We start from the raw sequence: 21016 nt of genomic DNA, 5'->3' as shown, positions 1-21016 counted from the left end.
CACCGCTCGTGCTGTCCCGTGGCTCACCGGTCGTCGCCGATCCGGAGCTGGGCGGCGACCAGGCGCTGCCGCATGGTGGCGGCGACCAGCCCGCTCAGCAGGAGCGCGAGCAGCAGCAGGCCGAGGGTGGTGCCGATCACCGGCGGCCAGTCCACGTCGAGCAGTGGCAGCGGCGACGGTCGGCCCGCCGACGGGGTGAGGATCACCAGCGGCGCCATGGTGGCGGCCACCGCCACCCCGACTCCGAGTCCCACGAGAACGCCGATCCCGGAGAGGAACGCCTGCTCGGCGATGAGCGACCGGGCCAGCAGCCGGTGCCCGGCGCCGAGGGTGTGGAGTACGGCCATCTCGTTGGCCCGCCGACGCGCGGTCGCGCTCACGTCGACGGCGATGCCGACCGCGGCGAGCAGCAGAGCGCCCAGCGCGGCGGCGAAGAGGGCGCCCCGTGCGCCGACCCCGTACGGGTCGAGCTGGCCGGCGATCGCCTGGCGGTCGAACACCACCAGGTCCCGCAGCTGGGCTGCCGCGAGCGCGGTGGCCGCCTGCTGGCCGGGATCGGTGGCGATCCACCACTCCTGCGGCGACCGGATGACGCCGCTGTCGTGGAAGAACACGTTGCTCAGCGAGGGCAGGTCGGCGAGGATCGCGGCCGGCTCGGTGTCACCGGGGACCGACTCCACCGTACCGATGATCTTGATTTTGGCCTTTGTCGCGCCGACCGGGATCGTCATTTCTCCGCCGACCTTGGTCCGGAGCGCGGCGAGTGCGGGTGGGGTGACCAGCACCGGAACCGGCAGGTCGCCGGTGGCTCGGGTGATCGCCATCTGCGTCAACCTGATACCCGTGCTGTTCGAGGGACCGTTGTACACATAGCTGGTCGAGAGCGAGCCGGGACCGGCGATGGCCGCTTCCTCCTGGCCGAACGGGTTCACCACCCGCCATTCGTTGCCGGGGCGCAGGTCGATCTGGGCGGCGGTGTCGCCGCCACCGGCACGCAGCTCGGTCAGCAGCCAGTCGACCTCCATCCCGCTCTGACCGGTGCCTTCGTTGGTGAATCCGGCCAGCTGGGCCGGGGCCGCGCCGGCCGGCAGGTCGATGGTGAACCGGAGTGCCCTGCCGTTCTGGCTGGTGCCGATCGGCACCTTCACGAAACTGCTGTTCGGGCCGACAAAAACGGCTTCGCTCCGGATCTGGTCGGAGACCAGGTCCGGGCCACTGACGGTGGTGCTGATCACGCCGGAGAGCTGTCGGGCTCCTGCGGGCAGTTCGGCGTACGGGGCGTTCACCCGCTGCCGTCCGAGTCCGCGCAGGGCGTCGGCGGCGGAACCACCGTCGACCAGGTCGTCGCGCATCCGGATCAGGTCGGCCCCGGCGAGGGTGTCGATCGCCACCATCGATGCCGGCTCCGCTGCCGGACCCAGTTGGAGCCCCTCCCGCCAGGCCGGCAGCACCGTGCGGGCACCGGGCAGCGCGGCGAGTTCCGCCGCCCGTTCCGGATTGGGAACCCCGGTCGTCTCGACCAGCCGCAGGTCGGCGCCGACCTGGTGGTTGGCCTGGTCGACCAGGGACCGTTCGGAGGTGCTGGCCAGGCACCAGGCCAGGGTGCTGACCGCGACCGCGAGGGCGAGCAGCAGAACCGGCCCCGCGTGCGGGCGCCGACCGGCCTGCCAGGTGCCGAACATCGTGGCGGTCCAGGGCTTGCGGTCGACGAACCGTTCCGCCAACCGGGTGAGCGGTGGCAGCACCCGCAGCGCGAGCACCGCCCCGGCCAGCACCCCCAGGGTCGGGGTGGCCGCGAGCAGCGGGTCGATGCCGAGCTGACCGGTGGACCGGGCACTGGACAGGGGCGAGGAGTACTGGCGCAGCTGGAACCAGCCGAGTACGGCGAGGGCGACCAGGGCCAGGTCGATGCCGGCCCGCTGGGCGGCGGCCCGCCGGCCCGGTCGGGAACGGTTGGCCAGTTCGGCGACGTACGTACCGCTGCGGCGGAGCGACGGACCGCTGATGGCCAGTACGCAACCGGCTGCGGCGAGCCCGGCGACCAGCCAGCTCATCGGCCGTGGCTGGGTGTCGAAGTGCAGCCCCACGGAGGCCAGCAGCGGTATCCGGTCGGCGAGGTGCAGGCCCTCGGTGGCCAGCAGCGGGGCGATCAGTGCCGCCGGCAGGGCGACCAGCGTCGCTTCCCGTACGGCCAGGCCGGCGATCTGGTTGCGGGCCGCCCCACGGGCTTGCAGGAGCGAGTTCTCGCCCCGGCGCTGCTCGACCAGGAGTGCGGCGACCAGCACCAACGCGTAGCCGCCGAGCACGATGACGAGCAGCATCGGGGTGACGAGGGTGGATCGGCCGACCAGGTTGGCCCGTTCGAGCCGTTGGGTCAGGGCGTTGATGGAGGTGGTGGCGACACCGGAGGTGCCGAGTCCGGCGGCCTTCGGCAGTTCGCTGGTCAACCGGGGAATCGTGTTGCCGAGCTGGCTCAGTTGGGCCACGCTCGCGTTGGTCAGGTCGGGTTCGACCAGCCAGGCGGCGCTGGCGCTGGTGATGAAGTGGTTCATGAAGTCGGCCTGGTCGACAACGAACGGGCCGTACGTGGACGACCCTGGCGCGTGTCCGTCGGCCACGTCCGGCGAGAGCCGCCAGTAGCTGGCCGTCGGGTCGTGGGGGTGCCAGATGCCGACCACCGAGAGGTTGCTGGTCTTTCCGCTGACCCGGTCGGTGACGGGTACCTGGTCGCCGACCTGCACGCCGAGGATCTCGGCGATCCGCTCGCCGAGCACGGTCTGCACCGGGCTGTGGCCCGGTTGTGGCCACGTGCCGGAGCTGAGTTCGGCGTGCTCGGCGAGGTCGTCGAGGAACACCACCGAGGCGAAGACGACACCGTCGGCGTCGGGTACCGCGTTGCCGACCCGACCGGAGAGTTGGCGCCCGGCGCCGTATCCGGCGGCCGAGACCGACGTGGGTAACCCGCTCAGGCCCCCGTCGACCTCCTTACGGAGTGCCGCGTCCCGCTGCCGTAGTGCCTCGACTGATCCACCGGTCGAGCCTCGGACCAGCAGCGACCGCTCCTGCGGACTGGCCGAGTCGATCGCACTCGCGGTGCCGGTCTCCACTACCTGCTGGCTGTAGCCGGCGAGGCCGGTGAGCAGGGCGGCGGCGATCAAGGTCGCCCCAGTCGCGGCGAGTAACAGCCCTCTCACCGCACGGGCTCGCCGTAGCACCAGCCTCATTCCACCGCGTCCCCTCGTTGCCTACCTCGGGCGACGCCACCGGCCGCCCCTCACCGCTCCTGATTGGTGAGCTGGTCGGAAAGGTTCGCAGTCGGTGGAAAAAATCTTTTTCACCGGCCGTTTGTGATGCGGCCATTACCTAATCGAGATCAACTCGTTGTGAACCGGAGCGGGCAAGGCTACCAGGCTATTTCCGCAGCTCAATGCCGATGCCGATGGTCCCATTGGGACCCCGCTGGACGCCACCACCGAAAAAGGTCAGCCAACTGAGCGGGCCAGATCTGCGCCAATCATCCCCTTTTCGGGCTTGGGTGCCGGCCGGGTCGGTGATCCGCGCCACGGCCGGCACCGGGCTTCGCCGAGCGCCCGGCCGCGCACCGCAGAAGGCGCCACCCGGCCGCGCGCGGCAGGAAACCACCGTCCGGCCGCGCGCGGAACGCGGTGCGGAGGAGGTACGTCTGCGCGTCGAGGCGATCGATGACGCGGACCCGCGCGGATGTGGCGACGCGCGTACCGGCACCGGCGGCTAGCGTCTACCCCATGGTGGAGCAACCGCAGCTCGGCGACGTTTTCGGCGAGCTGTTGCGGGACACGCTCGCGGTCGCGACCGGGGTCGGGCCCCGGCCGCTGGTCGGTGGGCGGCTGCCCCGTCCGGTCATCGAGATCATCGAGCGGGACGACGGCCTGATCAACGGTGCTCCCGCCGCCCACTACCTGGACGAGCCGGCGGACTGGCAACCGTACGACCACCGGGCCGTCGACCGGGTTCGGGGCCAGGTGCTCGACATCGGGGTCGGCGCGGGGCGGATCGCGCTGGAGTTACAGGCCCGTGGGGTGCCGGTGACCGGCCTGGACATCTCGCCCGGCGCGATCCGGGTGGCCCGCAAGCGCGGCGTACGGAGTCTGGTGCTCGGCACCGTGGACGAGTACGCCACCAACATCCACCGGTTCGACACCTTCCTGCTGCTCGGCAACAACCTCGGGCTGATCGAGGGGCGGGACCGGGCCCCGGGGTTCCTCGCCGCCCTGGCCGCGCTGGCGAAACCCGGGGCGGAGATCATCGCGCACGGCACCGACCCGTACGGCACCACCGATCCGGTGCACACCGGCTACCACGAGCGGAACCGGGCGCGGGGACGGCTCGGCGGCCAGCTGCGGTTGCGGCTGCGCTACCGCGAACTCGGCACGCCCTGGTTCGACTATCTGGTCTGTACCCCGGACGAGCTGGCCGAGCTGATCCGGGGCAGCGCCTGGCGGCTGGTTGACGTGGACGACGCGGATGCACCGTATTACCTGGCGACGCTCCGGTTGGCGGGCTGATGGACCCGACGCGGCTGCGCACGATCAGCAAGCGGATGTCCAAGGTGCTGCGGCACGCGCCGGAGAGTGTGGGGCTGACCCTGGACGCGAACGGTTGGGTGCCGGTGGTGGAGCTGCTGGCGGCGCTCTCCCGGCACGGCCAGCCGGTGACCCGGGACGAACTGGATGCGGTGGTGGTTGGCAACGACAAACAGCGGTTCGCCGTACGCACCGGACCGGACGGGGTGGACCGGGTACGGGCCAGCCAGGGGCACTCGGCCCGGGTGCAGGTGGATCTGGCGCTCGTTCCGGTCACTCCGCCCGGGCAGCTCTACCACGGCACCGGGGCGGTCAACGTGCCGGCGATCCTGGCCGAGGGACTCCGACCGGGGCGCCGGCACCACGTACACCTCTCGGTTGACGTGGCGACGGCGGTGACCGTCGGTCGGCGCCGGGGCGGCGCGGTGTCGGTGCTGGTGGTGGACGCGGCGAAGCTGGCCGCGCGGGGGCACGACTTCTACGTCAGTGACAACGGGGTGTGGCTCACCGCCACTGTCCCGCCCGACGTCATCCGCCCGCTGGCCGGCTGAGCACGTCCGCGCCCGCCTGGTTGCCGTCGGTGGGGTGGCTGCGCGGGGTGGGTCAGGCCGGCGCCGGCGGGTCGGCCGGGATGCCGGCGGTGAGTGCGGCGTACGCCTGCCGGCGCAGGTCGGCCAGGGGGGCGCTGTCGTCGGCCAGCCACGCGTGCAGTGCGGTGTCCCAGGAGGTGACCGCCGCCCCGGCGAGCAGGAGCGGGTACGGGTGCCGCGGGGAGAGCCCGGTCCGGGCGGCGACGAACTCGACGATGGTCAGCCGTAGCTCGTGGTTCAGCACCAGGTACATGCTGATCAACGTGGGCTGACGTTCCAACAGGCGCAGTCGCACGCTGATCTGTTTCTGCTCGTCCTCGTCGAAGTCGAGTGCGTCGAGCACCGAGCTGATCGCCTGCAACGGGGTTTCGTCGGGCGGACTCGCGGCGAGTGCCGCCCGCAGGTGGTTGATCCGCTGATGCGCCACGTCACCGAAGAGCACGTGCTGCTTCGAGGCGAAATAGCGGAAGAAGGTGCGTACCGCCACGTCGGCCTCGGCGGCTATCTCCTCGACCGTCGTGTGTTCGTAGCCCTTTTCGGCGAAGAGCCGTAGCGCGGCCTGTTCGAGCGCCGCCCGGGTCTCCAGTTTCTTGCGCTCCCGACGGTTTGCCGGCGGGTCCGTGCGCGGCTTCTGTCGGCCGGCCTGCGGCGCGGTGGCGGCCTGCGGCGCGGTGGGCAGCGCGGACTCCGATGATGTCACCCCAACAGGATGGCATGGTGACTCACGTGTCAACGTCTGCCATGTGGCATAGCGTGCCATGTGTCGTGCGATGACAGTTCACCACAACCCGGGGAGGGTGAAGTGTTCGGAGCCATCGGGCGGATCGTGGTCCGCCGACCCTGGCTGGTGATCATCGGCTGGGTGGTCGCCGCAGTCGCGATCATCATGACCGCGCCGAGCCTCGGCTCGGTCACCAACAAGGAAGGGCCCCCTCCTATCGTTTTTTGTATAGGAGGGGGCCCTTCCTAACCTGTGATCCAGGTGCGGTTGAGCAGTGGTGCGGCAGTCAGACCGCGACGGTCGGGGGGAGTGGCGCGGGCGGCAGGCCGCCGTCGCCGTCGACCACCTCGTCCGGCGTCCCGTCCTCGGTCAGGTCGACCATGGTGATGTCCACCTTGCCGTCGCCGTTGGTGTCGAACTGGAACAGGTCGGCCTTGCCGTCGCCGTCGGTGTCGGCCACCCAGAGGTCGGTACGGCCGTCGTTGTTGGTGTCCGCGCGGATCAGGTCGACCCGCTCGTCACCACGCGTCTCGACGGTCTCCTGCGGCTCGGTGGTCGGCTGCGACTCGCTCATGGGGGAAGCCCTTTCTCCGGCTGACTGAGGCGGTGCTCGTCCGCAGTACCCAGAACCGCGGCCCCGCATACGCTAGCCGTCCGCGGCTCCGTCCTGGGTGCCCTCGATCCGGCTCCGAGGTGCGGCTCCGCAGCCAGCAGCCGGAGCCCGGCCGACACGACCCGTGTCGTACTGCATAGGGTCGCCGCATGAACGAGCGTTTCGTAGTGATCGGGGCCGGGACGATGGGCTTGGGCATCGCCTACGTCGCCTCCACCGCTGGTTACCAGGTGGAGCTGGTCGAGGTCGACCCAGAGCGGGCCGAGACGGCCACTGTCGCCCTGGGAAAGCTGCTGGACCGGGCGGTCGAACGGGGCAAACTCTCCGCCGAGGAAGCTGCCGCCGGACGTACCCGGCTGGTCCTCCGCCGCGACCTGGCCGAGGTGGCCGACGGACCGGACGTGATCGTGGAGGCGGTGCCCGAACGGCCCGACCTCAAGCGGAGCGTGCTCGCGGCAGCCGCACAGCGTCGCCCCGCCCTGCTCGCCACCAACACGTCGAGCATCGCGATCGCCGAGCTGGCCGACGCGGTGCCGGACCCCGACCGCTTCATCGGGCTGCACTTCTTCAACCCGGTCTGGGCAATGGCGCTGATCGAGGTGGTCGTCGGGCCGGCCACCAGCCAGGAGACCACCGCGGCGGCGGTCGCCCTCGCCGGCCGGCTGGGCAAGGACCCCGTCGTCGTACGCGACCTGCCCGGGTTCGCCACCTCGCGGCTCGGGGTCACGCTCGGGCTGGAGGCGATCCGGATGGTCGCCGACGGTGTCGCCGCCCCGGCCGACATCGACAAGGCGATGACGCTCGGCTACCGCCACCCGGTCGGGCCGCTGGAACTCACCGACCTGGTGGGACTCGACGTACGGCTCGACATCGCCCGCACCCTCCAGGCGGCGTACGGCGACCGGTTCGCCCCGCCTCCGCTACTGGAGTCGATGGTGGAGCAGGGCCGGCTGGGCAAGAAGTCCGGACACGGCTTCTACCGCTGGGTGGACGGGGTCAAGCAGTGAGCGGCGCGGGATCGACCGGCCTGCGGGTCGAGGAGCGGGCTGACCGGTTGGTGGTCACACTCGACCGGCCGGAGAAGCGCAATGCCATCGACACGGACCTGGTGGCCGCGTTGCACGAACTCTGCGCCCGGTTGGAGCGGGAGCCGAAGCTGCTGCTGCTCACCGGCGGCGCGGAGGGGGTTTTCGCCGGCGGCGCGGACATCGCCCAACTGCGGGAACGGAATCGGATCGACGCCCTGGCCGCGATCAACTCGGCCGTCTTCGCTCGGATCCGGGCGTTGCCCATGCCCACCGTGGCGGCCGTCGACGGGCCGGCGCTGGGCGGCGGCGCCGAGCTGTCGTACGCGTGCGACCTGCGAATCTGTACCGCACGAGCCTTCTTCGGCCAGCCCGAGGTGCGACTGGGCATCATCGCCGGGGCGGGCGCCACGCACCGGCTGCCGGCGCTGATCGGCGAAACCCGGGCGAAGGAACTGCTCTACACCGGTCGGCGGGTCGACGCCGCCGAAGCGCTGCGGATCGGTCTGGTGAACCGGGTGGTGGACTCCCCGGCCGATCTGCTCGGCGTCGCCCACGAGTTGCTGGACGAGATCGCGAAGGCGTCGCCGCTGGCGGTACGCCTGACCAAGCTGGCGGTCGACGCGCCGGCCGCCGCCCATCCGCAGCTCGACCTGCTCGGCCAGGCGGTGCTCTTCGAGGACCCGGAAAAGCACCGCCGGATGACCGAGTTCCTGGACCGGAAGAACCGCTGACGATCCGTTCGACCCGCCCGCCGGCCGCGGTCAGCGGCTGGCGTACGGGTTGCTGTCCTCGTCGAGGTAAGCGACCCGGTCGACTCCGCCGTCGAAGTCGACGTCGACCGTGATCCGGTCGGCGTGGCCGTCCTCGTCGAGATCGGTGATCGACTGGTCGGCGTGCCCGTCGTGGTTGACGTCCGTCTCCCAGGTGTCCGCCCGGCCGTCGAGGTCGGTGTCGCGGGCCACCTCGTCGATCAGGCCGTCCGAGTTGCTGTCGGTGGCGACCCGGTCGACCACGCCGTCGGCGTTGGTGTCACTGGCGACCCTGTCCAAGACGCCGTTGTCGTCGTAGTCCCGCAGGGCGGTGTCGAGCGAGCCGTCGTGGTCCGCGTCGATCAGGGTGATCTCGGCGATGCCGTCGCTGTCGGCGTCCCGCTGCGCCAGGTCCGCGATGCCGTCCGCGTCGAAGTCGGTGAGCACCTCGGTGGAGCCGTCGGCGTGGTGCTCCACCACCGTCTCCGGCTGGAACCCGACTAGGTCGTACCCGGGCAGCTCGTCGTGGGTGCCCCCCGGGCCGAGCCCCTGCTCCTCCAGACCGGTCGAGTCCTCCAGACCGGTCGAGTCGAAGTCGACATCCTCGGTCAGCGGATTGGTGAAGTCACTCATCGTCTGTCGCCTCTCGGTCAGCTCGCTCGGTGTCAGCGAAACCGTACGGCGACCGGTGCCCCCGGTTGCTCCCGGAAACGTGCCAGACCACCGCCGTCGGCGTCAGTGCCGGATCTGCACCCCGGCACTGTCCAGCGCCTTGATGACCTGAGCGGACTCGCCGAACCCGATGACCAGCACCGCGTCCGCGCCGAACTGCTTGATCTCCTGTGCGCCGGAGCTGAAGTCGACCGGTGGGGAGTCCGGCTTGGCCGGCGGGTCGTAGGTGAGCAGCTTGAGCCGGTCGGCGGCGATGCCGGCCCGCTCCAGTTCGGCCCGTACGTTGCCCTGGAGGCCCTCGCCGTACGAGTCCTTCCGGGCCACGATGGCGATCTTCTGCGGTCCGTCCCGCATGATCACGTCCGCCAACGCGCGCCCCTGGAGAATGTCCGAGGGGGCGGTGCGGAAGTAACGGCCCTGGTCGTCGATGGTGGTCAGACCGGCGTCGGTGTTCGACGGGGAGAAGAGGACCAGACCGGCCGCGACCACGTCCGGCAGCACCGCGCGGGAAACCCCGGAGGCGCCGGCACCGATGATCACGTGTACGCCGGCCGCGACGTGCTCCGCGACGGTCGCCTTCGCCACGTCCGGGTTGGTCCCGTCGTCGCCGTCGACCCAGATCGCCGGCTCGCCGAGGACCCCGCCCGCGTCGTTGATCTCGCGCATGGCGAGTTTCGCGCCGGCCGCCATCGGCGGGTACGCCAGCGAGAGGTCACCGGTCTGCGGCAGCAGCCCACCGATCTTCAGGGGGGATCCGTCGCGCCGGTCGGTCTTGCCGCCGACCTGCTTCTTCGGCGCCGGTGGCGCCTGGGTGCTCGCCGCCGACTCGTCGCCGGCCCCGACGAACTCGGTCTTTCCGTCTTCGAGCTTGGCCTGCTCGCCGAAGTGCATGGTGGCGTAGCTGGCGGTGGAGGGCTCGCCGGCCTCGGTGAACCCGCCCCGGTTCAGCGAGACGCCCCGGTACTCGATGTCCGTCCCGGTACGGGCGATCGGCAGGCACGCCTTGATCGAGTCGCATCGCTCGCCGCCGGTGGTGACCCCGTTGATCTGCTTTGCGATCTCGGCCGGTGCGGTCGAACCGGCAAGCTGCGCGGCGAGCGCGCTCACCGCGATGGCGTCGTACACCTCGGCCGAGTAGAGGAAGTCGGTAAGTCCCGGGTCCTGACTGGTCACCCGGTCCTTGAAGTCCTCGGAGAGGGGGGTCAGCGGGATGGTGCCCTTCATGCCGTCCAGCAGCTTGGTCTGCCCGTCGAACTCCTTCACGAAGGAGTTCTGCATGTTGCCGTCGGTGCCGTAGAGGCGGACCGGAGACGCTGCCGACTGTTTCCCCTCGTCGGACCCACAGGCGGTGGTGGCGAACAGAAGCGCGGCGCAGGCGGCCAGACCGGCGTTGCGCGAGCCACGTCGTACGAGCATGACGTCGTTCCTTCCTCCCCGAAGGTCCGCTGCGCACACTAGCGTGTCGTTGGCCAACGGTGTGACGGTGGTCGCAATTGGATCTTCCAACTCGCCGGTAATATACGCGGCTCCATCGATTCTGGCTGTTCGTGCCTGCTGGCTTGACCTCGCGGCATACCCTTCCGCTCGTGATGGACGTTCCCCGGGACACGCTGGATGACGCCAACGCGGTGCTCCGCTCCGCGCTGGTCGGCGACAGTGACGCGGTGGTCGGCACCTTCGATGCCGTGGTCGACCGGTCCGGTGTGGCGGGGGCCTACGAGGTCGCCTGGTATCTGGCCGCAGCGATGGTCGGCGACCAGGTGCCGCGCGGCAGTTGGACACTCGAGTTCCCGGGCATCGACGAGGCCGGTTACGACGCGCGCTGGGTCGCCCGCTTCGTCAGCGCGTACGCGAACTGCGACATCGACACCGCCGAGGCGCTCTTCGGTGCCGCGCTGACCGACGGTCAACTCCCCGACTGTCTGCTCACCCTCGCCGGTTCCGCCGTGGCGACGCTGCGCCACCGCGCCCCCTGACCGGCCCCGGCACGGCGGCCGAGCCGCCTCGAATGGGAGCCTGGTCCGGTGTTGGAGAAGGTTCGCAAGCTGCTCGCGATGGCCGAGGACCCGGCGTGTACGCCGGCTGAGGCGGAGGCGTTCACCGCCAAGGCCACCGAGTTGATCGCCCGGTACGGGGTCGACCGGGCTCTGCTCGCCGCCCGGGACCCGGCGACCGACTCGGTCGGCGACCGGGTGGTCGAGCTGTTGGCGCCGTACGCGTTGGACAAGGCGGGGTTGCTCGCGGCGGTCGCTGGCGCGCTGCGCTGCCGGGCCGTACGGCGCCGGTCGGAGTCCGGCTTCGCGATGCACCTGTTCGGTTTCGCGAGCGACCTGGAACGGGTCGAACTCCTCTTCACCTCGTTGCTGGTGCAGGCCGCGCACGGGCTCGCCGCCACTGCGGTGCCGGTGGGCGACCAACCGGCGGCGTTCCGGCGGTCATGGCTCGCGGGTTTCGCGTACGCGGTGGCGGAGCGGCTGCGTACGGCCGAGTCGGAGGCGGCGGCCCGACCGGGTACCTCGACGGGGGGTACGTCGGTCGCGTTGGTGCTGGCCGATCGGAGCAGTGAGGTGCAGCGGCGGATGGCCGAGGTCTACCCGAGGCTGCGTACCGCGTCGGCCCGACGACTGGCCGGCGGCGGCGCGGGCCACGGTGCCGAGGCGGGGCGTCGCGCCGACCTGGGCGGTACGGGTGTCCGGGCCGGCACGACCGGCGAGTTGCCGGGCCGACCTGGCTGATCAGTTGGTGCTGGCCCGGACCGAGGCGGCGTACCGGGAGAGCAGTTCGTGCCAGCCGGCGGTGAGGGCCTCCCGATAGCCCTCGGCGGCTTCGCCGTGGCGGTCGAAGCCACGGTGTTCGAGTACGACCCGGGTCTGGTCCACGCCGTCGGGCAGGAACCGGACCTCCACCTCGCTGGCGTTGCTCGGGTCGGGGACCGGCAGCCGGTCGGGAGCGATCTGCCAGGTGAAGACGAGCCGGTGGGGAGGCTGCCAGTCCAGGACGCGCCCCCAGTCGGAGCGGAAGCCGTGCGGCCCGATCTCGTACGCCATTCCGCCGGTGCGCGGCTCGAAGCCGATGTCGGCGAGTGCGGCCGGTCCGGACCAGGTGTACTCCATCACCCACCAGTCCGCGAGTCCTCCGGTGAAGACGGCGAAGGCGTGTTCGGGTGGGGCGGAGACGCGCAGGGTGCTTCGTAGGGAGTACCTGGTCACGTCCTGGTGGATGTCGCCCGGGTCGGTGGTCTCCTGTCCCATAGGCCCGGACCATACCGGCCCCTGACCTCCGGTGCAGCGTCCATCCGACCAGCGGTTGAATCTCTGCGCCGAGCGCGCGATTACCCGACGTCGCCATGGACGTACGCCGATCCGGTTCGGTCGTCGTCGGGTGGCTCAGGCCGGGTCCACTTGGGACAACGGCGCGGCTGAGTCGTCGGGCGTCGCGCCACTTTCGCGGTAGACCGTCAGGGTGCGTCCCGGCGCGGCGGCGCCGTTTCCTGATGAGGCGCCGGTGGACCGGAATCGGCGATGCGCCCCAGCCAGTCTCCGAGCAGCGCGCCCTCGTGGGGAGTGAAGGCGGTGAGGTCGGGTAGGGCGGCACGTAGGGTGACGGCCGCAGTGGTGGGGCCGAGAGGTTCGGCTGCGCGCGTATCGATCAGGATGGTGGTGCAGACCGCTTCCCAAGCCAGCTCCGCGAGGGTTTCGTCTCGTTCGTCCTCGGGTTGGTCGAGCAGGGTGAACACGACGCCGGTGCCCGCTGCTTGGATGAGGGCGACGGCGCGATGTTCGGGCACGCGCAGACGTCCGGCCTGGGCCACTCGCCATACCCGCTTCCGCAGCACCGCTGCGCCGGATTCGAGGGTGGCTTGCCCGTCCGGCGTTCGTTTCGCGGTGTACATCAGCCGGAACAGGGCGGGGTTGGCGAGGCCGAAGCCGACGTGCAGGTTCCATCCGGCGCGCAGGCCCTCGACTGGATCGTCGTCGGCGTCCACGGGGGGCTTCTGCGCCACGTAGCTTGCGAAGCCGTGCTCCGCGACAGCGTCGAGCAACCCGGTCTTGTCGCCGAAGAGGCGGTAGATCGCAGGCGCCTGAACCCCGGCGGCGAGCGCGACCGAGCGCGTCGTCACCGCATCGGGTCCGTCGGTGGCGAGCAGGTGGGCGGCGACTTCGACCAGCCGCGAGCGCACGAGATCGCGGGAGGGCGGCAAGGTGTGCTCCATGGTTTCAATGTTATCGCCTCTTTGCTATCGCTGAGTTTCCGGTGTTAGCGTAGAAACGTAACCAGCGATAGCAACGGGAGTCCCACATGATCGTCATTACCGGAGCCACCGGCGCACTCAACGGCGCCACCGTCGATCACCTCCTCGAACACGTCCCGGCCGGCGAGATCGCCGTGGTCGCGCGCGATGTCACGAAGGCCCAGCGGTTCGCGGACCGCGGCGTGGCAGTACGCCACGGCGACTACGCCGACCCGGCCTCGCTGCCGGTCGCATTCGACGGTGCCGACCAGTTGCTGCTCGTGTCCTCCAACGACCCGAGTGCCGACGCCGTGAGCTTGCACCGCGCCGCGATCGACGCGGCCGTCACCGTCGGGGCCGGGCGCATCCTCTACACGAGTCACCAGAACGCCACCCCTGACACCCCCTTCGGGCCCGGGCGTGACCACGCCGCGACCGAGCAACTGCTCGCGGAGTCCGGCATCGCCTGGACGTCGCTGCGAAACGGCTTCTACCTGCACAGCCTCAACTTGCTGATGGGCCCGTGGCGGCAGACCGGCGTCATCGCCGTACCCGGCGACGGACCGGTGTCCTGGACGGCCCGCGAGGACGCAGCCAAGGCCGCCGCCGTCATCCTCGCCTCGGACGGCGGGTATGACGGCCCGACGACGCTCACCGCAAATGCCGCTCCCACGTTCGAGGAGATCGCCGTGATTGCCTCCGAGGTCACCGGCCGTACGGTTAGGCGTGAGATCTTGGGCGAGCAGGAGTGGCTCGAAACCCAGATCGCCCACGGCGTACAGGAGTTCATGGCGCGCTTCCTCCTCGGCTTCTACCAAGCCGCCCAGCGAGGCGACTTCGCCGGAATGGACCCCCTGCTCGGCAAACTCCTCGAAGGTGAGCCGGAGACGGTGCGCGACCTGCTCGTCCGGCCCACCATCTGACAGCAACTGACCTGGTCCGGGTACGCGGGACGGGGCCGATCGGCGGTGACGCTGGTCGGCCCCGGTCGTCGGCTCGGGGCGGGCCGCGTCCCGGTCAGCGGGTGACCATTCCGGAGTTGTGCCGTCCCACCCCGCTCACCGCCAGCAGCGAACCGACGATCATGTACGCGACCCAGGTGAGTCCCCAGGTCACGAAGCCGATGAAGACGAACATCAGCGCCACGTTGATCCAGAACAGCACCCAGTACGACACCATCAGCGCGATGCCGACACCGACCCGTCCGGCGTAGATGTTCCCGATGCCGAAGATCCCGACCAGTCCCGGGAGCAGTTCCAGCGCCGCCGCTGCCCCGGTCGACTTCGTGGCGACGACCGGTACGACGTACACCGGTTGTCCCGGCGCCGGTGGGTACGGCTGCCCGTACGGGTGCTGCTGCACCGGCGGGTACTGAGGGGCCGGCGGGTACTGAGGGGCGGGCGAATGTTGCTGTACCAACTCCCGCGACGGGCCCGGCGGGTACGGCTGTGTGGGCGGGTAGTGCTGGGCGGGCGGGTGCGGTGGCGCCGGCGAGGTGGGGGCCGGCTGGTGGTAGTGCTCCGCAGGAAGTTCGAATGACCTCGTCGGGGGGAGCTGCGCGGGTGGTTGCGGTGTGTGTGCGGCGGTCGGATCGGCCCACGGGTCCTGCTGCGGCTGCGGATAGTTCATGAGAGGCAGTCTGGTCACCGGGCGCAATCTGCCGCTTCGTCCGATCGGCCGGTGGAATGTCGCGTTTCAGCCACGGTCACCGGAGTTCGCCAGTGTTTCCACAGCGGAAGCGTGATTGGCCAGGTTCCCAGCGTGCGGATGTAGACACCGTTACCTGGCGGCTGTCAGGTCAGGTCGATCCAGTAACCCAGCTCCACCCGGTCGGCCGGGATCACGATATCCGCAACCTCGACCACCTGGTCTTCGGCGTACGTCTGCCGGGCGATCGTGACGACCGGGGTGCCGCCCGGAATGTGGAGCGTCTCGACCTCGTTCGCCACCGGCATCCGAGACCGCACCCGTTCCCGAATGCCGGTGATTGTCACGCCAAGGCTGTACATCTGGGCGGTGTTCCCGCCGGGCCACGGCTCCCGGTCCGGATCGGCCACCGGCGTGCCAGCCACCATGGCAAGCAGGTAGTACGAGGTGGACATCTGCTGGGCGACACCATCGGTGTAGAACACGAATCGGCGTTCCAGCAGCATCGTCCCGGCCGGCACCCCGAACAGGTCTGCGGTGGCGACGCCAGCAGGCACCTCGTGGAACGCCTTGTCCAACCGGTAGTCGTTCCACCGGACACCTTGGTCGACGGTGAACGACGTCTCGGGTGGCAGGTCGCCACGGATCTGCTCCAGTTCGCGGCGGTACCGCTCGGATCCGAGCCGACGGATGGGCAGCACCGGTCGGGCGAAGGTCCCGCGTCCCATCTCGGTAATGGCCAAGCCCTCGGAACGGAGCAGGGCGATGGCTTCGCGGGCAGTACCGCGTGCCACTCCGAACTCCGCCATGATGGTGGTCTCGGACGGCAGGATGGATCCAGCAGGGATCGCACCGGACATGATCCGGTGGCGCAGTTCATCGGCGACCCGTCGATATCGGGGCCGCTCGTGCGGGGCAGGCACGTTCGTCACCGTACCTTCGATCAACGTGGTTCGGATGGTTGCCCTTCCCATCGATGCACCTATCTAGACGGGCAGTCTATACGGGTGTAGCTTGCTGTTAGGTGGCCAGCGCAGAGGGTTGTTCTAGGGGTAGGCAACCTGTGCTGGTCACCCTCCCCAGTCGACGGAGGTGGGCAGATGACGATCAACAGCACTCGCCGAAAGTGGTTCCTGGCACCGCCGGACGAACCGCCGAGCACAACCCCGCTGCCCGTAACGCCACCGGCCGCACTGCCGATCACGCGTCGCGATCGGGAGTTGGTGGTGCTGGTGGTGGGTGCGGCGACGATCGGCGGTCGCCCCGGTTACGGCGCCGGGGCGTGGCCGGTTCGGCGGAACTCGGGGCGGTGGTCGGGGTGACCAGCGACGCTGAGCAGCGGGTACGCAACGCGCTGCGGGTGGTCAAGCTGCACGAGACCAGACGGTGTGAGCAGTGCACGGAGGACGGTTGCCTGGCGCTCGCGGCGGCGCGGGGGCTGACGAAGCCGGGTGAGTGGTGAGCGTGCTCCTGCCGCATCAGCGGCTGCGGCTGACCCAGTTGCGGGCGCGGAAGATGGTGCGCCGGCACTGGCCGGTCGGCGGGCGCTGCCAACGGTGCGTGATCGGGCGGACCTGCACCTTCTTCGTCCGGGCATGCGTGGTGCTGGAAGCGATGGGCGACAACTACCAGCCCTACCCACTACCCGAGCCGTACGTGATCCGGGAACTGGTCACCCGGTTCCGCAACAAGATCGACCGCCCCGTCTTCTGATGAGCCGCAACGACGAACCACTCACCCCGGCCGGCATCTGGTGGTCAGCCGGCATGACGATCACCGGACACACCGGAGGCCGCCGCTGCCCACAGTGCCGCCCCGACGGGTGCGACCAACTCGCCTGGGCGATCCGGCAGCGGAGAACGGGCAAACCGATCTCACCGGTACCGGTGCTACTGCGAGGTGTGGCGCCGTGACCGCTCAGAGCCGGAACAGGTGATTCACCAGCTCGCTGTGGGCAGGAGAAGAAGAGGGCCCCGTGCCGGCGTTTCCGCTGGTCGGGGCCCTCTTCTAAAGGATTGCCTACGACTCCTCGCGCAACTTGCCCGCCCCGATCGTGACGTTGCCGGTCCTGGATCTGGATCAGGTCACCGGTGACGAGGCTGCCGCCAACCCCGCCCCGTCTCCCGGGAAGTTGACCATGAATTTAGCGCGGAATTTCGGGCTTGGTGGCGCGCTAACTTCATGATCAACCAGCGGGTGGGGTGGGTGGGGTGGGGAGGAGGAGGGCGGGGATGGCGGCGGCGGCCAGTTTGTTGGCTTCGGCGTCTGTGAGGGGCTGGTGGCGGGTCAGCAGGCGGAAGACGAGCGGACCGAACAGGATGTCGGTGGCGGTTTCGGCGTCGATGCCGGGGCGGGTCTCGCCCCGGTCCGCCGCGCGTTGCCAGAGTTGGGCGATCGCGCGGCGTCGGCCGGCGAGGAAATACTCGCGGAAGTAGGCCGCACCCTTCGGGTCATCCACGCAGGCTGCGAGGAGTTGGGCGAAGATGTGCCCGTACGGGCTGGCGTAGAAGGCGCTCACCTGGCGTAACTGGGCGGTGAGGTCACCGACGGCGTTGCCGGTGTCGGGCAGCGGGAGCGCGTCGGCCATCATCCGGCCGAACGCCTCGGCGGCCACCGCCGTACGGCAGGGCCAGTGTTTGTAGACGGTCGCCTTGCTCACGCCGGTGCGGGCGGCGATCGCGTCCACGGTGGCGGCGGGCAGGCCGCCCTCGCGTAGCAGTTCTTCGGTCGCGCGAAGCACGGCCTCGTGGATGCGGTCACTGCGGCGGCCGGTGGGATGGGCGAAAATGCCTTCCCCGCCCACCCCACCTGTCGTCATGCCGTCAGCCGGCCCGGACATCGTCATGGTCCGTCGATTCGGCCAGCTCGCGCCATTCGGCGAGTTCTCGGCGTACCGTCTCGATTTTGCCCTCGACCGCCCGCACCGCGTCGCGGCCGAGTTGCAGCCGCAGCGGCGCGCGACCGGAGTCGACCGCGTCGATGACCGCGGCGGCGGCCTTCGCCGGGTCGCCGGGTTGGGCGTGGTTGACACTGGCTGCCCGCTGTCGCATCTGTCCCACCGGGCCGTCTGCGTAGTCGTCGAGTCGCCGGTCCACCAGGTGCAGGCTGCTGCTGTCGAGAAAGTCGGTACGGAAGTAGCCCGGCTCCACCACCGTCACCGTGATCCCGAGCGGGGCGAGTTCGGCACGTAACGCCTCGGAGATGCCCTCGACCGCGAACTTGGTCGAGTTGTACAGCCCCCAACCGGGCGATCCGACGAAGCCGCCGACCGAGCTGAGATTCACGATCTGGCCGGTGCGCTGGCGCCGCAGTACCGGGGCGACCGCCCGGACCACGGTGAGCAGGCCGAAGACGTTGGTCTCGTAGACCGCTCGTACCTCGGCGTCGCTCGCTTCTTCCACCGCGCCGAGCAGCCCGCGCCCGGCATTGTTGACCAGCACGTCGATTCGACCGAACCGGGCCACGGCCGCCTGCGCGGCGGCGTGGGCCTGCTCCTCGTCGGTGACGTCGAGCGGAACAGGGAGCAGTGCCTCTGGCTCATCGGGGAACGCGGCGGTCACCGCGCGCGCCTCGCGGGCGGTGGCGACGACATGATGGCCTCGGCGCAGCGCCTCGCGGGTGAGGTGTGCGCCGAGACCACGCGCGGCGCCGGTGATGAACCAGACGCTCATCAGGCGGCTGCGGCCAGGATGTCGAACTCGGCGTCGGTGAGCTCGATGGAGGCTGCCCCGATGTTCTGCTCCAGGTGGGCGATGGACGACGTGCCGGGGATGGGGAGCATCACCGGCGACCGCTTGAGCAGCCAGGCGAGCGCGAGCTGGGCCGGGGTGGCGCCGTGGTCACGGGCGATCCGGGCCAGCGGGCCTCCGTCGCGGGCGAGCGGGCCGTTGGCCAGCGGGAACCACGGGATGAAGCCGATGCCGTGCTCGGTCGAGTAGTCGAGCAGGGCCTCGGCGGACCGGTTGGCGACGTTGTAGAGGTTCTGCACCGAGACGATGTCGGCGAACTTCGACGCGGCCTCGACGTCGGCGACCGAGACCTCGCTCAGCCCGATGTGCCGGATCTTGCCCTCGTCCTGGAGTGCCTTCAGCTCGCCGATCTGGTCGGCCAGCGGGACATTCGGGTCGATCCGGTGCAACTGGAACAGGTCGATCCGCTCCACCCCGAGGTGACGCAGGCTCAGTTCCGCCTGCTGGCGCAGGTATTCCGGACGACCGAGCGGCGTCCACTGGGCCGGACCCTGGCGGGTGAAGCCGGCCTTGGTCGCGATGACCAGGTTTTCCGGGTACGGGTGGAGCGCCTTCTTGATCAGCAGCTCGGCGACGAACGGGCCGTACGAGTCGGCGGTGTCGATCAGGTCGACGCCGAGTTCGACCGAGCGCCGCAGGACGCGTACGGCCTCGTCGGGGTCGCGTGGGTCGCCCCACACGCCCTCGCCGGTAAGTTGCATCGAGCCGAATCCGAGCCGGGTCACCGGCAGGTCTCCACCGAGCAGGAACGAGCCGCTGGGTGCTGCGGTGACGGGTGCGCTTGTCATCTGAACTCCCGATGGAGTGAACTGAACGGACAGTTCAGTTTAGGTCGCGCTGGGACCGTCAACCAGCCCTGGTTGATCAACTTGGTCCGTGGTCCGAGCGGCCGTCTCACCTCGGTCTCGCCTCACCGAAAGTGATCGGCGATTGACTGGTGGGATGAGGCCAGGAAAAGCAAAACGCCCACCTGCGTTTCCGCGGGTGGGCGATGCTGTAGCCCGGCGAAAGGCTATGTGGCCAGGGGCGGGGTCGAACCGCCGACCTTCCGATTTTCAGTCGGACGCTCGTACCAACTGAGCTACCTGGCCGGGTATTGCTCGGGTCATGCTACCTGCCCGGCGGGTGAGCCGCAGTGCAGGTGACATTCCCCGGAACGCAGAACGCCGCGCGTTGGTACGCGCGGCGTACGGCGCTGGCGGTCCTGACGGGACTTGAACCCGCGACCTCCGCCTTGACAGGGCGGCGAGCACTCCAACTGCTCCACAGGACCTAGCTACTTGCCGTGCACTTACACTTGCACCGCCCGGCTGGACGGATGTTACACGTGCCCCCAACGGGATTCGAACCCGTGCTACCGCCTTGAAAGGGCGGCGTCCTGGGCCACTAGACGATGAGGGCGGCCCCGCCATCATTGCACAAGGCAACTCCTGCGTTTGCTCCCATCCGGCCCCGCCGGCGGCTTGGAAAGCATACGTGATCGTGGGCCGGCGGACCAAACCGGTATCGGACGCGCCGGAATTCGCAGCAAACCTACTTCAAACGCGCGATCCCGTACTTCTGCTTCAAAGCGCCGAACAGACCGGGGCAGGCGGTGAGCGTGCCGCTGCGGTCGCCACCCCCGTCGTGCAGCAGGATGATCGAACCGGGGCGGGCCTGCGCCAGCACCCGCTTGCTGATGGCGGCGGCACCGGGCTTGTCCCAGTCCCTCGGGTCGACGTCCCAGTGCAGCGGCACCATGCCCAGCTCCCGGCTCACCTGGACCACCGACGGAGTCCACTTCCCGCCGGGCTGGCGGTAGTAGCCGATCCGGGCCCCGGGCACCGCCCGCCTGATCTCCCGGTTGGTCCGGCTCAGGTCCGCCCGGATCTCGGCCGGCGGCCGGCCGCCCAGTTCAAGATCGTGCTGCCAACTGTGGTTGCAGAGGGTGTGGCCCTCCCGCACGATCCGGGCGACGAGTCGCGGGTACTTCCGGACCTTCACGCCGACCACGCAGAACGTCGCCTTGACCTGCGCCTTCCGGAGCTGGTCGAGCACCTTCGGCGTCCAGTCCGGCGACGGGCCGTCGTCGAAGGTGAGCGCGACACCACGGGACCCCGTCGTCCGCCGGGTGTCGAGTGGGCCGACCGTGCTCCGGGGCGCGGGCGGGCGGCTCGGCGTCGGATCGGCGGGCGGCGGCGTCGGCGTGGCCGTCGGCGCCGTGGTCGGCGCCGGCTCGCTGGTCGCCGGTGTGAACGGGCTGAACTGGGGGCGGGCTGCCTGATCATGCTGATCAGGCCCGCAGGCGGTGGCGAGGAGCGCCACCAGGACCAGCCCGGCCGCGAGCGCGGCGGGTCGAGTCATCGTTGACTCCCGAGGGGTGTCGGGCGAGGGAGGGGGGCGGAACGCCTCACGCTAGCCCAATCCGGGACCCGCCGAGACCCCGGAAAGAACCGCTCGGACCCAGACGCCGAT

24 protein-coding genes and 3 tRNA genes are annotated in these 21016 nt (G+C 70.1%); 11 read left to right on the top strand and 16 right to left on the bottom strand.

The annotated features are described in order from the left end of the window. Positions 1–23: 23 nt before the first annotated feature. Positions 24–3194: an ABC transporter permease gene (locus BDK92_RS16845; RefSeq protein WP_170208600.1), complete on the bottom strand. Its 3171-nt coding sequence runs from the start codon at positions 3192–3194 to the stop codon at positions 24–26. A 356-nt stretch (positions 3195–3550) separates the two neighbouring features. On the opposite strand from BDK92_RS16845, the gene BDK92_RS39685 reads away from it, so the two are divergent. The 3 genes from BDK92_RS39685 to BDK92_RS16830 are packed head-to-tail and all read left to right on the top strand — an operon-like array spanning position 3551 to position 5113. Then, a complete protein-coding gene (locus BDK92_RS39685) occupies positions 3551–3754 on the top strand; it encodes a hypothetical protein (protein ID WP_147457022.1) in 204 nt (67 codons plus the stop codon). A gap of 10 nt (positions 3755–3764) precedes the next feature. Further along, positions 3765–4544 carry a class I SAM-dependent methyltransferase gene (locus tag BDK92_RS16835; RefSeq protein ID WP_121162288.1) on the top strand — a complete coding sequence of 260 codons (780 nt, stop codon included), beginning with the start codon at positions 3765–3767 and terminating at the stop codon, positions 4542–4544. Beyond that, positions 4544–5113 carry an RNA 2'-phosphotransferase gene (locus BDK92_RS16830; RefSeq protein WP_121157568.1) on the top strand — a complete coding sequence of 190 codons (570 nt, stop codon included), beginning with the start codon at positions 4544–4546 and terminating at the stop codon, positions 5111–5113. The genes BDK92_RS16835 and BDK92_RS16830 overlap by 1 nt, the downstream gene beginning before the upstream one ends. 52 nt (positions 5114–5165) lie before the next feature. Here the strand turns inward: BDK92_RS16830 and BDK92_RS16825 are convergent, their stop codons facing one another. After that, positions 5166–5852, bottom strand: coding sequence for an acyl-CoA-like ligand-binding transcription factor (locus tag BDK92_RS16825; RefSeq protein WP_170208599.1), 687 nt, complete (start codon positions 5850–5852; stop codon positions 5166–5168). Between the two features lie 307 nt (positions 5853–6159). After that, complete coding sequence (locus tag BDK92_RS16820) at positions 6160–6447, bottom strand: hypothetical protein (protein ID WP_121157566.1); 288 nt, start codon at positions 6445–6447, stop codon at positions 6160–6162. 188 nt (positions 6448–6635) lie between these two features. On the opposite strand from BDK92_RS16820, the gene BDK92_RS16815 reads away from it, so the two are divergent. Next, the gene (locus tag BDK92_RS16815) at positions 6636–7493 is read left to right on the top strand and encodes a 3-hydroxyacyl-CoA dehydrogenase family protein (protein ID WP_121157565.1); all 858 of its coding nucleotides are present in this window, start codon (positions 6636–6638) and stop codon (positions 7491–7493) included. Beyond that, positions 7490–8245, top strand: coding sequence for an enoyl-CoA hydratase/isomerase family protein (locus BDK92_RS16810; RefSeq protein WP_121157564.1), 756 nt, complete (start codon positions 7490–7492; stop codon positions 8243–8245). The genes BDK92_RS16815 and BDK92_RS16810 overlap by 4 nt, the downstream gene beginning before the upstream one ends. A gap of 30 nt (positions 8246–8275) precedes the next feature. Here the strand turns inward: BDK92_RS16810 and BDK92_RS16805 are convergent, their stop codons facing one another. Continuing rightward, positions 8276–8896 carry a hypothetical protein gene (locus BDK92_RS16805; protein ID WP_121157563.1) on the bottom strand — a complete coding sequence of 207 codons (621 nt, stop codon included), beginning with the start codon at positions 8894–8896 and terminating at the stop codon, positions 8276–8278. Positions 8897–8998: 102 nt separating this feature from the next. Next, complete coding sequence (locus tag BDK92_RS16800; RefSeq protein WP_121157562.1) at positions 8999–10351, bottom strand: ABC transporter substrate-binding protein; 1353 nt, start codon at positions 10349–10351, stop codon at positions 8999–9001. 173 nt (positions 10352–10524) lie between these two features. On the opposite strand from BDK92_RS16800, the gene BDK92_RS16795 reads away from it, so the two are divergent. Together BDK92_RS16795 and BDK92_RS16790 are read left to right on the top strand one after the other, a co-directional pair. After that, positions 10525–10911: a hypothetical protein gene (locus tag BDK92_RS16795; protein WP_425462308.1), complete on the top strand. Its 387-nt coding sequence runs from the start codon at positions 10525–10527 to the stop codon at positions 10909–10911. A 48-nt stretch (positions 10912–10959) separates the two neighbouring features. Continuing rightward, a complete protein-coding gene (locus tag BDK92_RS16790; RefSeq protein WP_281278622.1) occupies positions 10960–11670 on the top strand; it encodes a DUF2786 domain-containing protein in 711 nt (236 codons plus the stop codon). On the opposite strand, the gene BDK92_RS16785 is transcribed toward BDK92_RS16790, so the two are convergent. Beyond that, complete coding sequence (locus BDK92_RS16785) at positions 11671–12186, bottom strand: SRPBCC family protein (protein ID WP_121157561.1); 516 nt, start codon at positions 12184–12186, stop codon at positions 11671–11673. It lies immediately after the preceding gene. A gap of 206 nt (positions 12187–12392) precedes the next feature. Continuing rightward, positions 12393–13148 carry a TetR/AcrR family transcriptional regulator gene (locus tag BDK92_RS16780; protein ID WP_121157560.1) on the bottom strand — a complete coding sequence of 252 codons (756 nt, stop codon included), beginning with the start codon at positions 13146–13148 and terminating at the stop codon, positions 12393–12395. Positions 13149–13234: 86 nt separating this feature from the next. On the opposite strand from BDK92_RS16780, the gene BDK92_RS16775 reads away from it, so the two are divergent. Continuing rightward, on the top strand, positions 13235–14089 hold the full coding sequence (locus BDK92_RS16775; RefSeq protein ID WP_121157559.1) for an NmrA family NAD(P)-binding protein: 855 nt from the start codon (positions 13235–13237) through the stop codon (positions 14087–14089). A 94-nt stretch (positions 14090–14183) separates the two neighbouring features. On the opposite strand, the gene BDK92_RS38415 is transcribed toward BDK92_RS16775, so the two are convergent. Continuing rightward, complete coding sequence (locus BDK92_RS38415; protein WP_147457021.1) at positions 14184–14795, bottom strand: hypothetical protein; 612 nt, start codon at positions 14793–14795, stop codon at positions 14184–14186. 164 nt (positions 14796–14959) lie between these two features. Further along, positions 14960–15736 (bottom strand): GntR family transcriptional regulator, encoded by a 777-nt coding sequence (locus tag BDK92_RS16765; RefSeq protein ID WP_211349256.1) that lies wholly within the window; start codon positions 15734–15736, stop codon positions 14960–14962. Between the two features lie 177 nt (positions 15737–15913). Here BDK92_RS16765 and BDK92_RS16760 point away from each other — a divergent pair, with 177 nt between their 5' ends. From BDK92_RS16760 to BDK92_RS16750, 3 genes are read left to right on the top strand one after another with little or no spacing between them, the layout of a single operon-like run. Beyond that, positions 15914–16135, top strand: coding sequence for a hypothetical protein (locus BDK92_RS16760; protein WP_121157556.1), 222 nt, complete (start codon positions 15914–15916; stop codon positions 16133–16135). Further along, complete coding sequence (locus BDK92_RS39040; protein ID WP_170208598.1) at positions 16132–16275, top strand: hypothetical protein; 144 nt, start codon at positions 16132–16134, stop codon at positions 16273–16275. The genes BDK92_RS16760 and BDK92_RS39040 overlap by 4 nt, the downstream gene beginning before the upstream one ends. Next, positions 16272–16526, top strand: a complete 255-nt coding sequence (locus BDK92_RS16750; RefSeq protein ID WP_147457020.1) for a hypothetical protein — start codon at positions 16272–16274, stop codon at positions 16524–16526. The genes BDK92_RS39040 and BDK92_RS16750 overlap by 4 nt, the downstream gene beginning before the upstream one ends. A 472-nt stretch (positions 16527–16998) precedes the next feature. Here the strand turns inward: BDK92_RS16750 and BDK92_RS16740 are convergent, their stop codons facing one another. The 7 genes from BDK92_RS16740 to BDK92_RS16710 all read right to left on the bottom strand — a co-directional run bounded on the left by BDK92_RS16740 (position 16999) and on the right by BDK92_RS16710 (position 20905). Further along, complete coding sequence (locus BDK92_RS16740; protein WP_211349255.1) at positions 16999–17658, bottom strand: TetR/AcrR family transcriptional regulator; 660 nt, start codon at positions 17656–17658, stop codon at positions 16999–17001. After that, positions 17636–18484 (bottom strand): oxidoreductase, encoded by an 849-nt coding sequence (locus BDK92_RS16735; RefSeq protein ID WP_121157552.1) that lies wholly within the window; start codon positions 18482–18484, stop codon positions 17636–17638. The genes BDK92_RS16740 and BDK92_RS16735 overlap by 23 nt, the downstream gene beginning before the upstream one ends. Beyond that, the gene (locus BDK92_RS16730; RefSeq protein WP_121157551.1) at positions 18484–19350 is read right to left on the bottom strand and encodes an aldo/keto reductase; all 867 of its coding nucleotides are present in this window, start codon (positions 19348–19350) and stop codon (positions 18484–18486) included. The genes BDK92_RS16735 and BDK92_RS16730 overlap by 1 nt, the downstream gene beginning before the upstream one ends. Positions 19351–19579: 229 nt before the next feature. Further along, positions 19580–19653 (bottom strand) — tRNA-Phe (locus tag BDK92_RS16725). A 105-nt stretch (positions 19654–19758) separates the two neighbouring features. Next, a tRNA-Asp gene (locus BDK92_RS16720) sits at positions 19759–19835 on the bottom strand. Positions 19836–19890: 55 nt separating this feature from the next. Beyond that, positions 19891–19963 (bottom strand) — tRNA-Glu (locus tag BDK92_RS16715). Positions 19964–20095: 132 nt separating this feature from the next. Then, complete coding sequence (locus BDK92_RS16710; RefSeq protein ID WP_121157550.1) at positions 20096–20905, bottom strand: polysaccharide deacetylase family protein; 810 nt, start codon at positions 20903–20905, stop codon at positions 20096–20098. Positions 20906–21016: the final 111 nt, after the last annotated feature.

It is taken from the genome of Micromonospora pisi (assembly GCF_003633685.1).
Lineage (GTDB): Bacteria > Actinomycetota > Actinomycetes > Mycobacteriales > Micromonosporaceae > Micromonospora_G > Micromonospora_G pisi.
The sequence above is the reverse complement of the archived record's forward strand: the minus strand, read 5'-3'. Positions and strand labels throughout refer to the sequence as shown.

Bases quoted from the DNA above. Each gene is read 5' to 3' on its own strand.
- BDK92_RS16835 (WP_121162288.1), top strand. From the start codon at position 3,765: ATGGTGGAGCAACCGCAGCTCGGCGACGTTTTCGGCGAGCTGTTGCGG.
- BDK92_RS16830 (WP_121157568.1), top strand. From the start codon at position 4,544: ATGGACCCGACGCGGCTGCGCACGATCAGCAAGCGGATGTCCAAGGTG.
- BDK92_RS16820 (WP_121157566.1), bottom strand. From the start codon at position 6,447: ATGAGCGAGTCGCAGCCGACCACCGAGCCGCAGGAGACCGTCGAGACG.
- BDK92_RS16815 (WP_121157565.1), top strand. From the start codon at position 6,636: ATGAACGAGCGTTTCGTAGTGATCGGGGCCGGGACGATGGGCTTGGGC.
- BDK92_RS16805 (WP_121157563.1), bottom strand. From the start codon at position 8,896: ATGAGTGACTTCACCAATCCGCTGACCGAGGATGTCGACTTCGACTCG.
- BDK92_RS16800 (WP_121157562.1), bottom strand. From the start codon at position 10,351: ATGCTCGTACGACGTGGCTCGCGCAACGCCGGTCTGGCCGCCTGCGCC.
- BDK92_RS16795 (WP_425462308.1), top strand. From the start codon at position 10,525: ATGGACGTTCCCCGGGACACGCTGGATGACGCCAACGCGGTGCTCCGC.
- BDK92_RS16785 (WP_121157561.1), bottom strand. From the start codon at position 12,186: ATGGGACAGGAGACCACCGACCCGGGCGACATCCACCAGGACGTGACC.
- BDK92_RS16780 (WP_121157560.1), bottom strand. From the start codon at position 13,148: ATGGAGCACACCTTGCCGCCCTCCCGCGATCTCGTGCGCTCGCGGCTG.
- BDK92_RS16775 (WP_121157559.1), top strand. From the start codon at position 13,235: ATGATCGTCATTACCGGAGCCACCGGCGCACTCAACGGCGCCACCGTC.
- BDK92_RS38415 (WP_147457021.1), bottom strand. From the start codon at position 14,795: ATGAACTATCCGCAGCCGCAGCAGGACCCGTGGGCCGATCCGACCGCC.
- BDK92_RS16760 (WP_121157556.1), top strand. From the start codon at position 15,914: ATGACGATCAACAGCACTCGCCGAAAGTGGTTCCTGGCACCGCCGGAC.
- BDK92_RS16740 (WP_211349255.1), bottom strand. From the start codon at position 17,658: ATGACGATGTCCGGGCCGGCTGACGGCATGACGACAGGTGGGGTGGGC.
- BDK92_RS16735 (WP_121157552.1), bottom strand. From the start codon at position 18,484: ATGAGCGTCTGGTTCATCACCGGCGCCGCGCGTGGTCTCGGCGCACAC.
- BDK92_RS16730 (WP_121157551.1), bottom strand. From the start codon at position 19,350: ATGACAAGCGCACCCGTCACCGCAGCACCCAGCGGCTCGTTCCTGCTC.
- BDK92_RS16710 (WP_121157550.1), bottom strand. From the start codon at position 20,905: ATGACTCGACCCGCCGCGCTCGCGGCCGGGCTGGTCCTGGTGGCGCTC.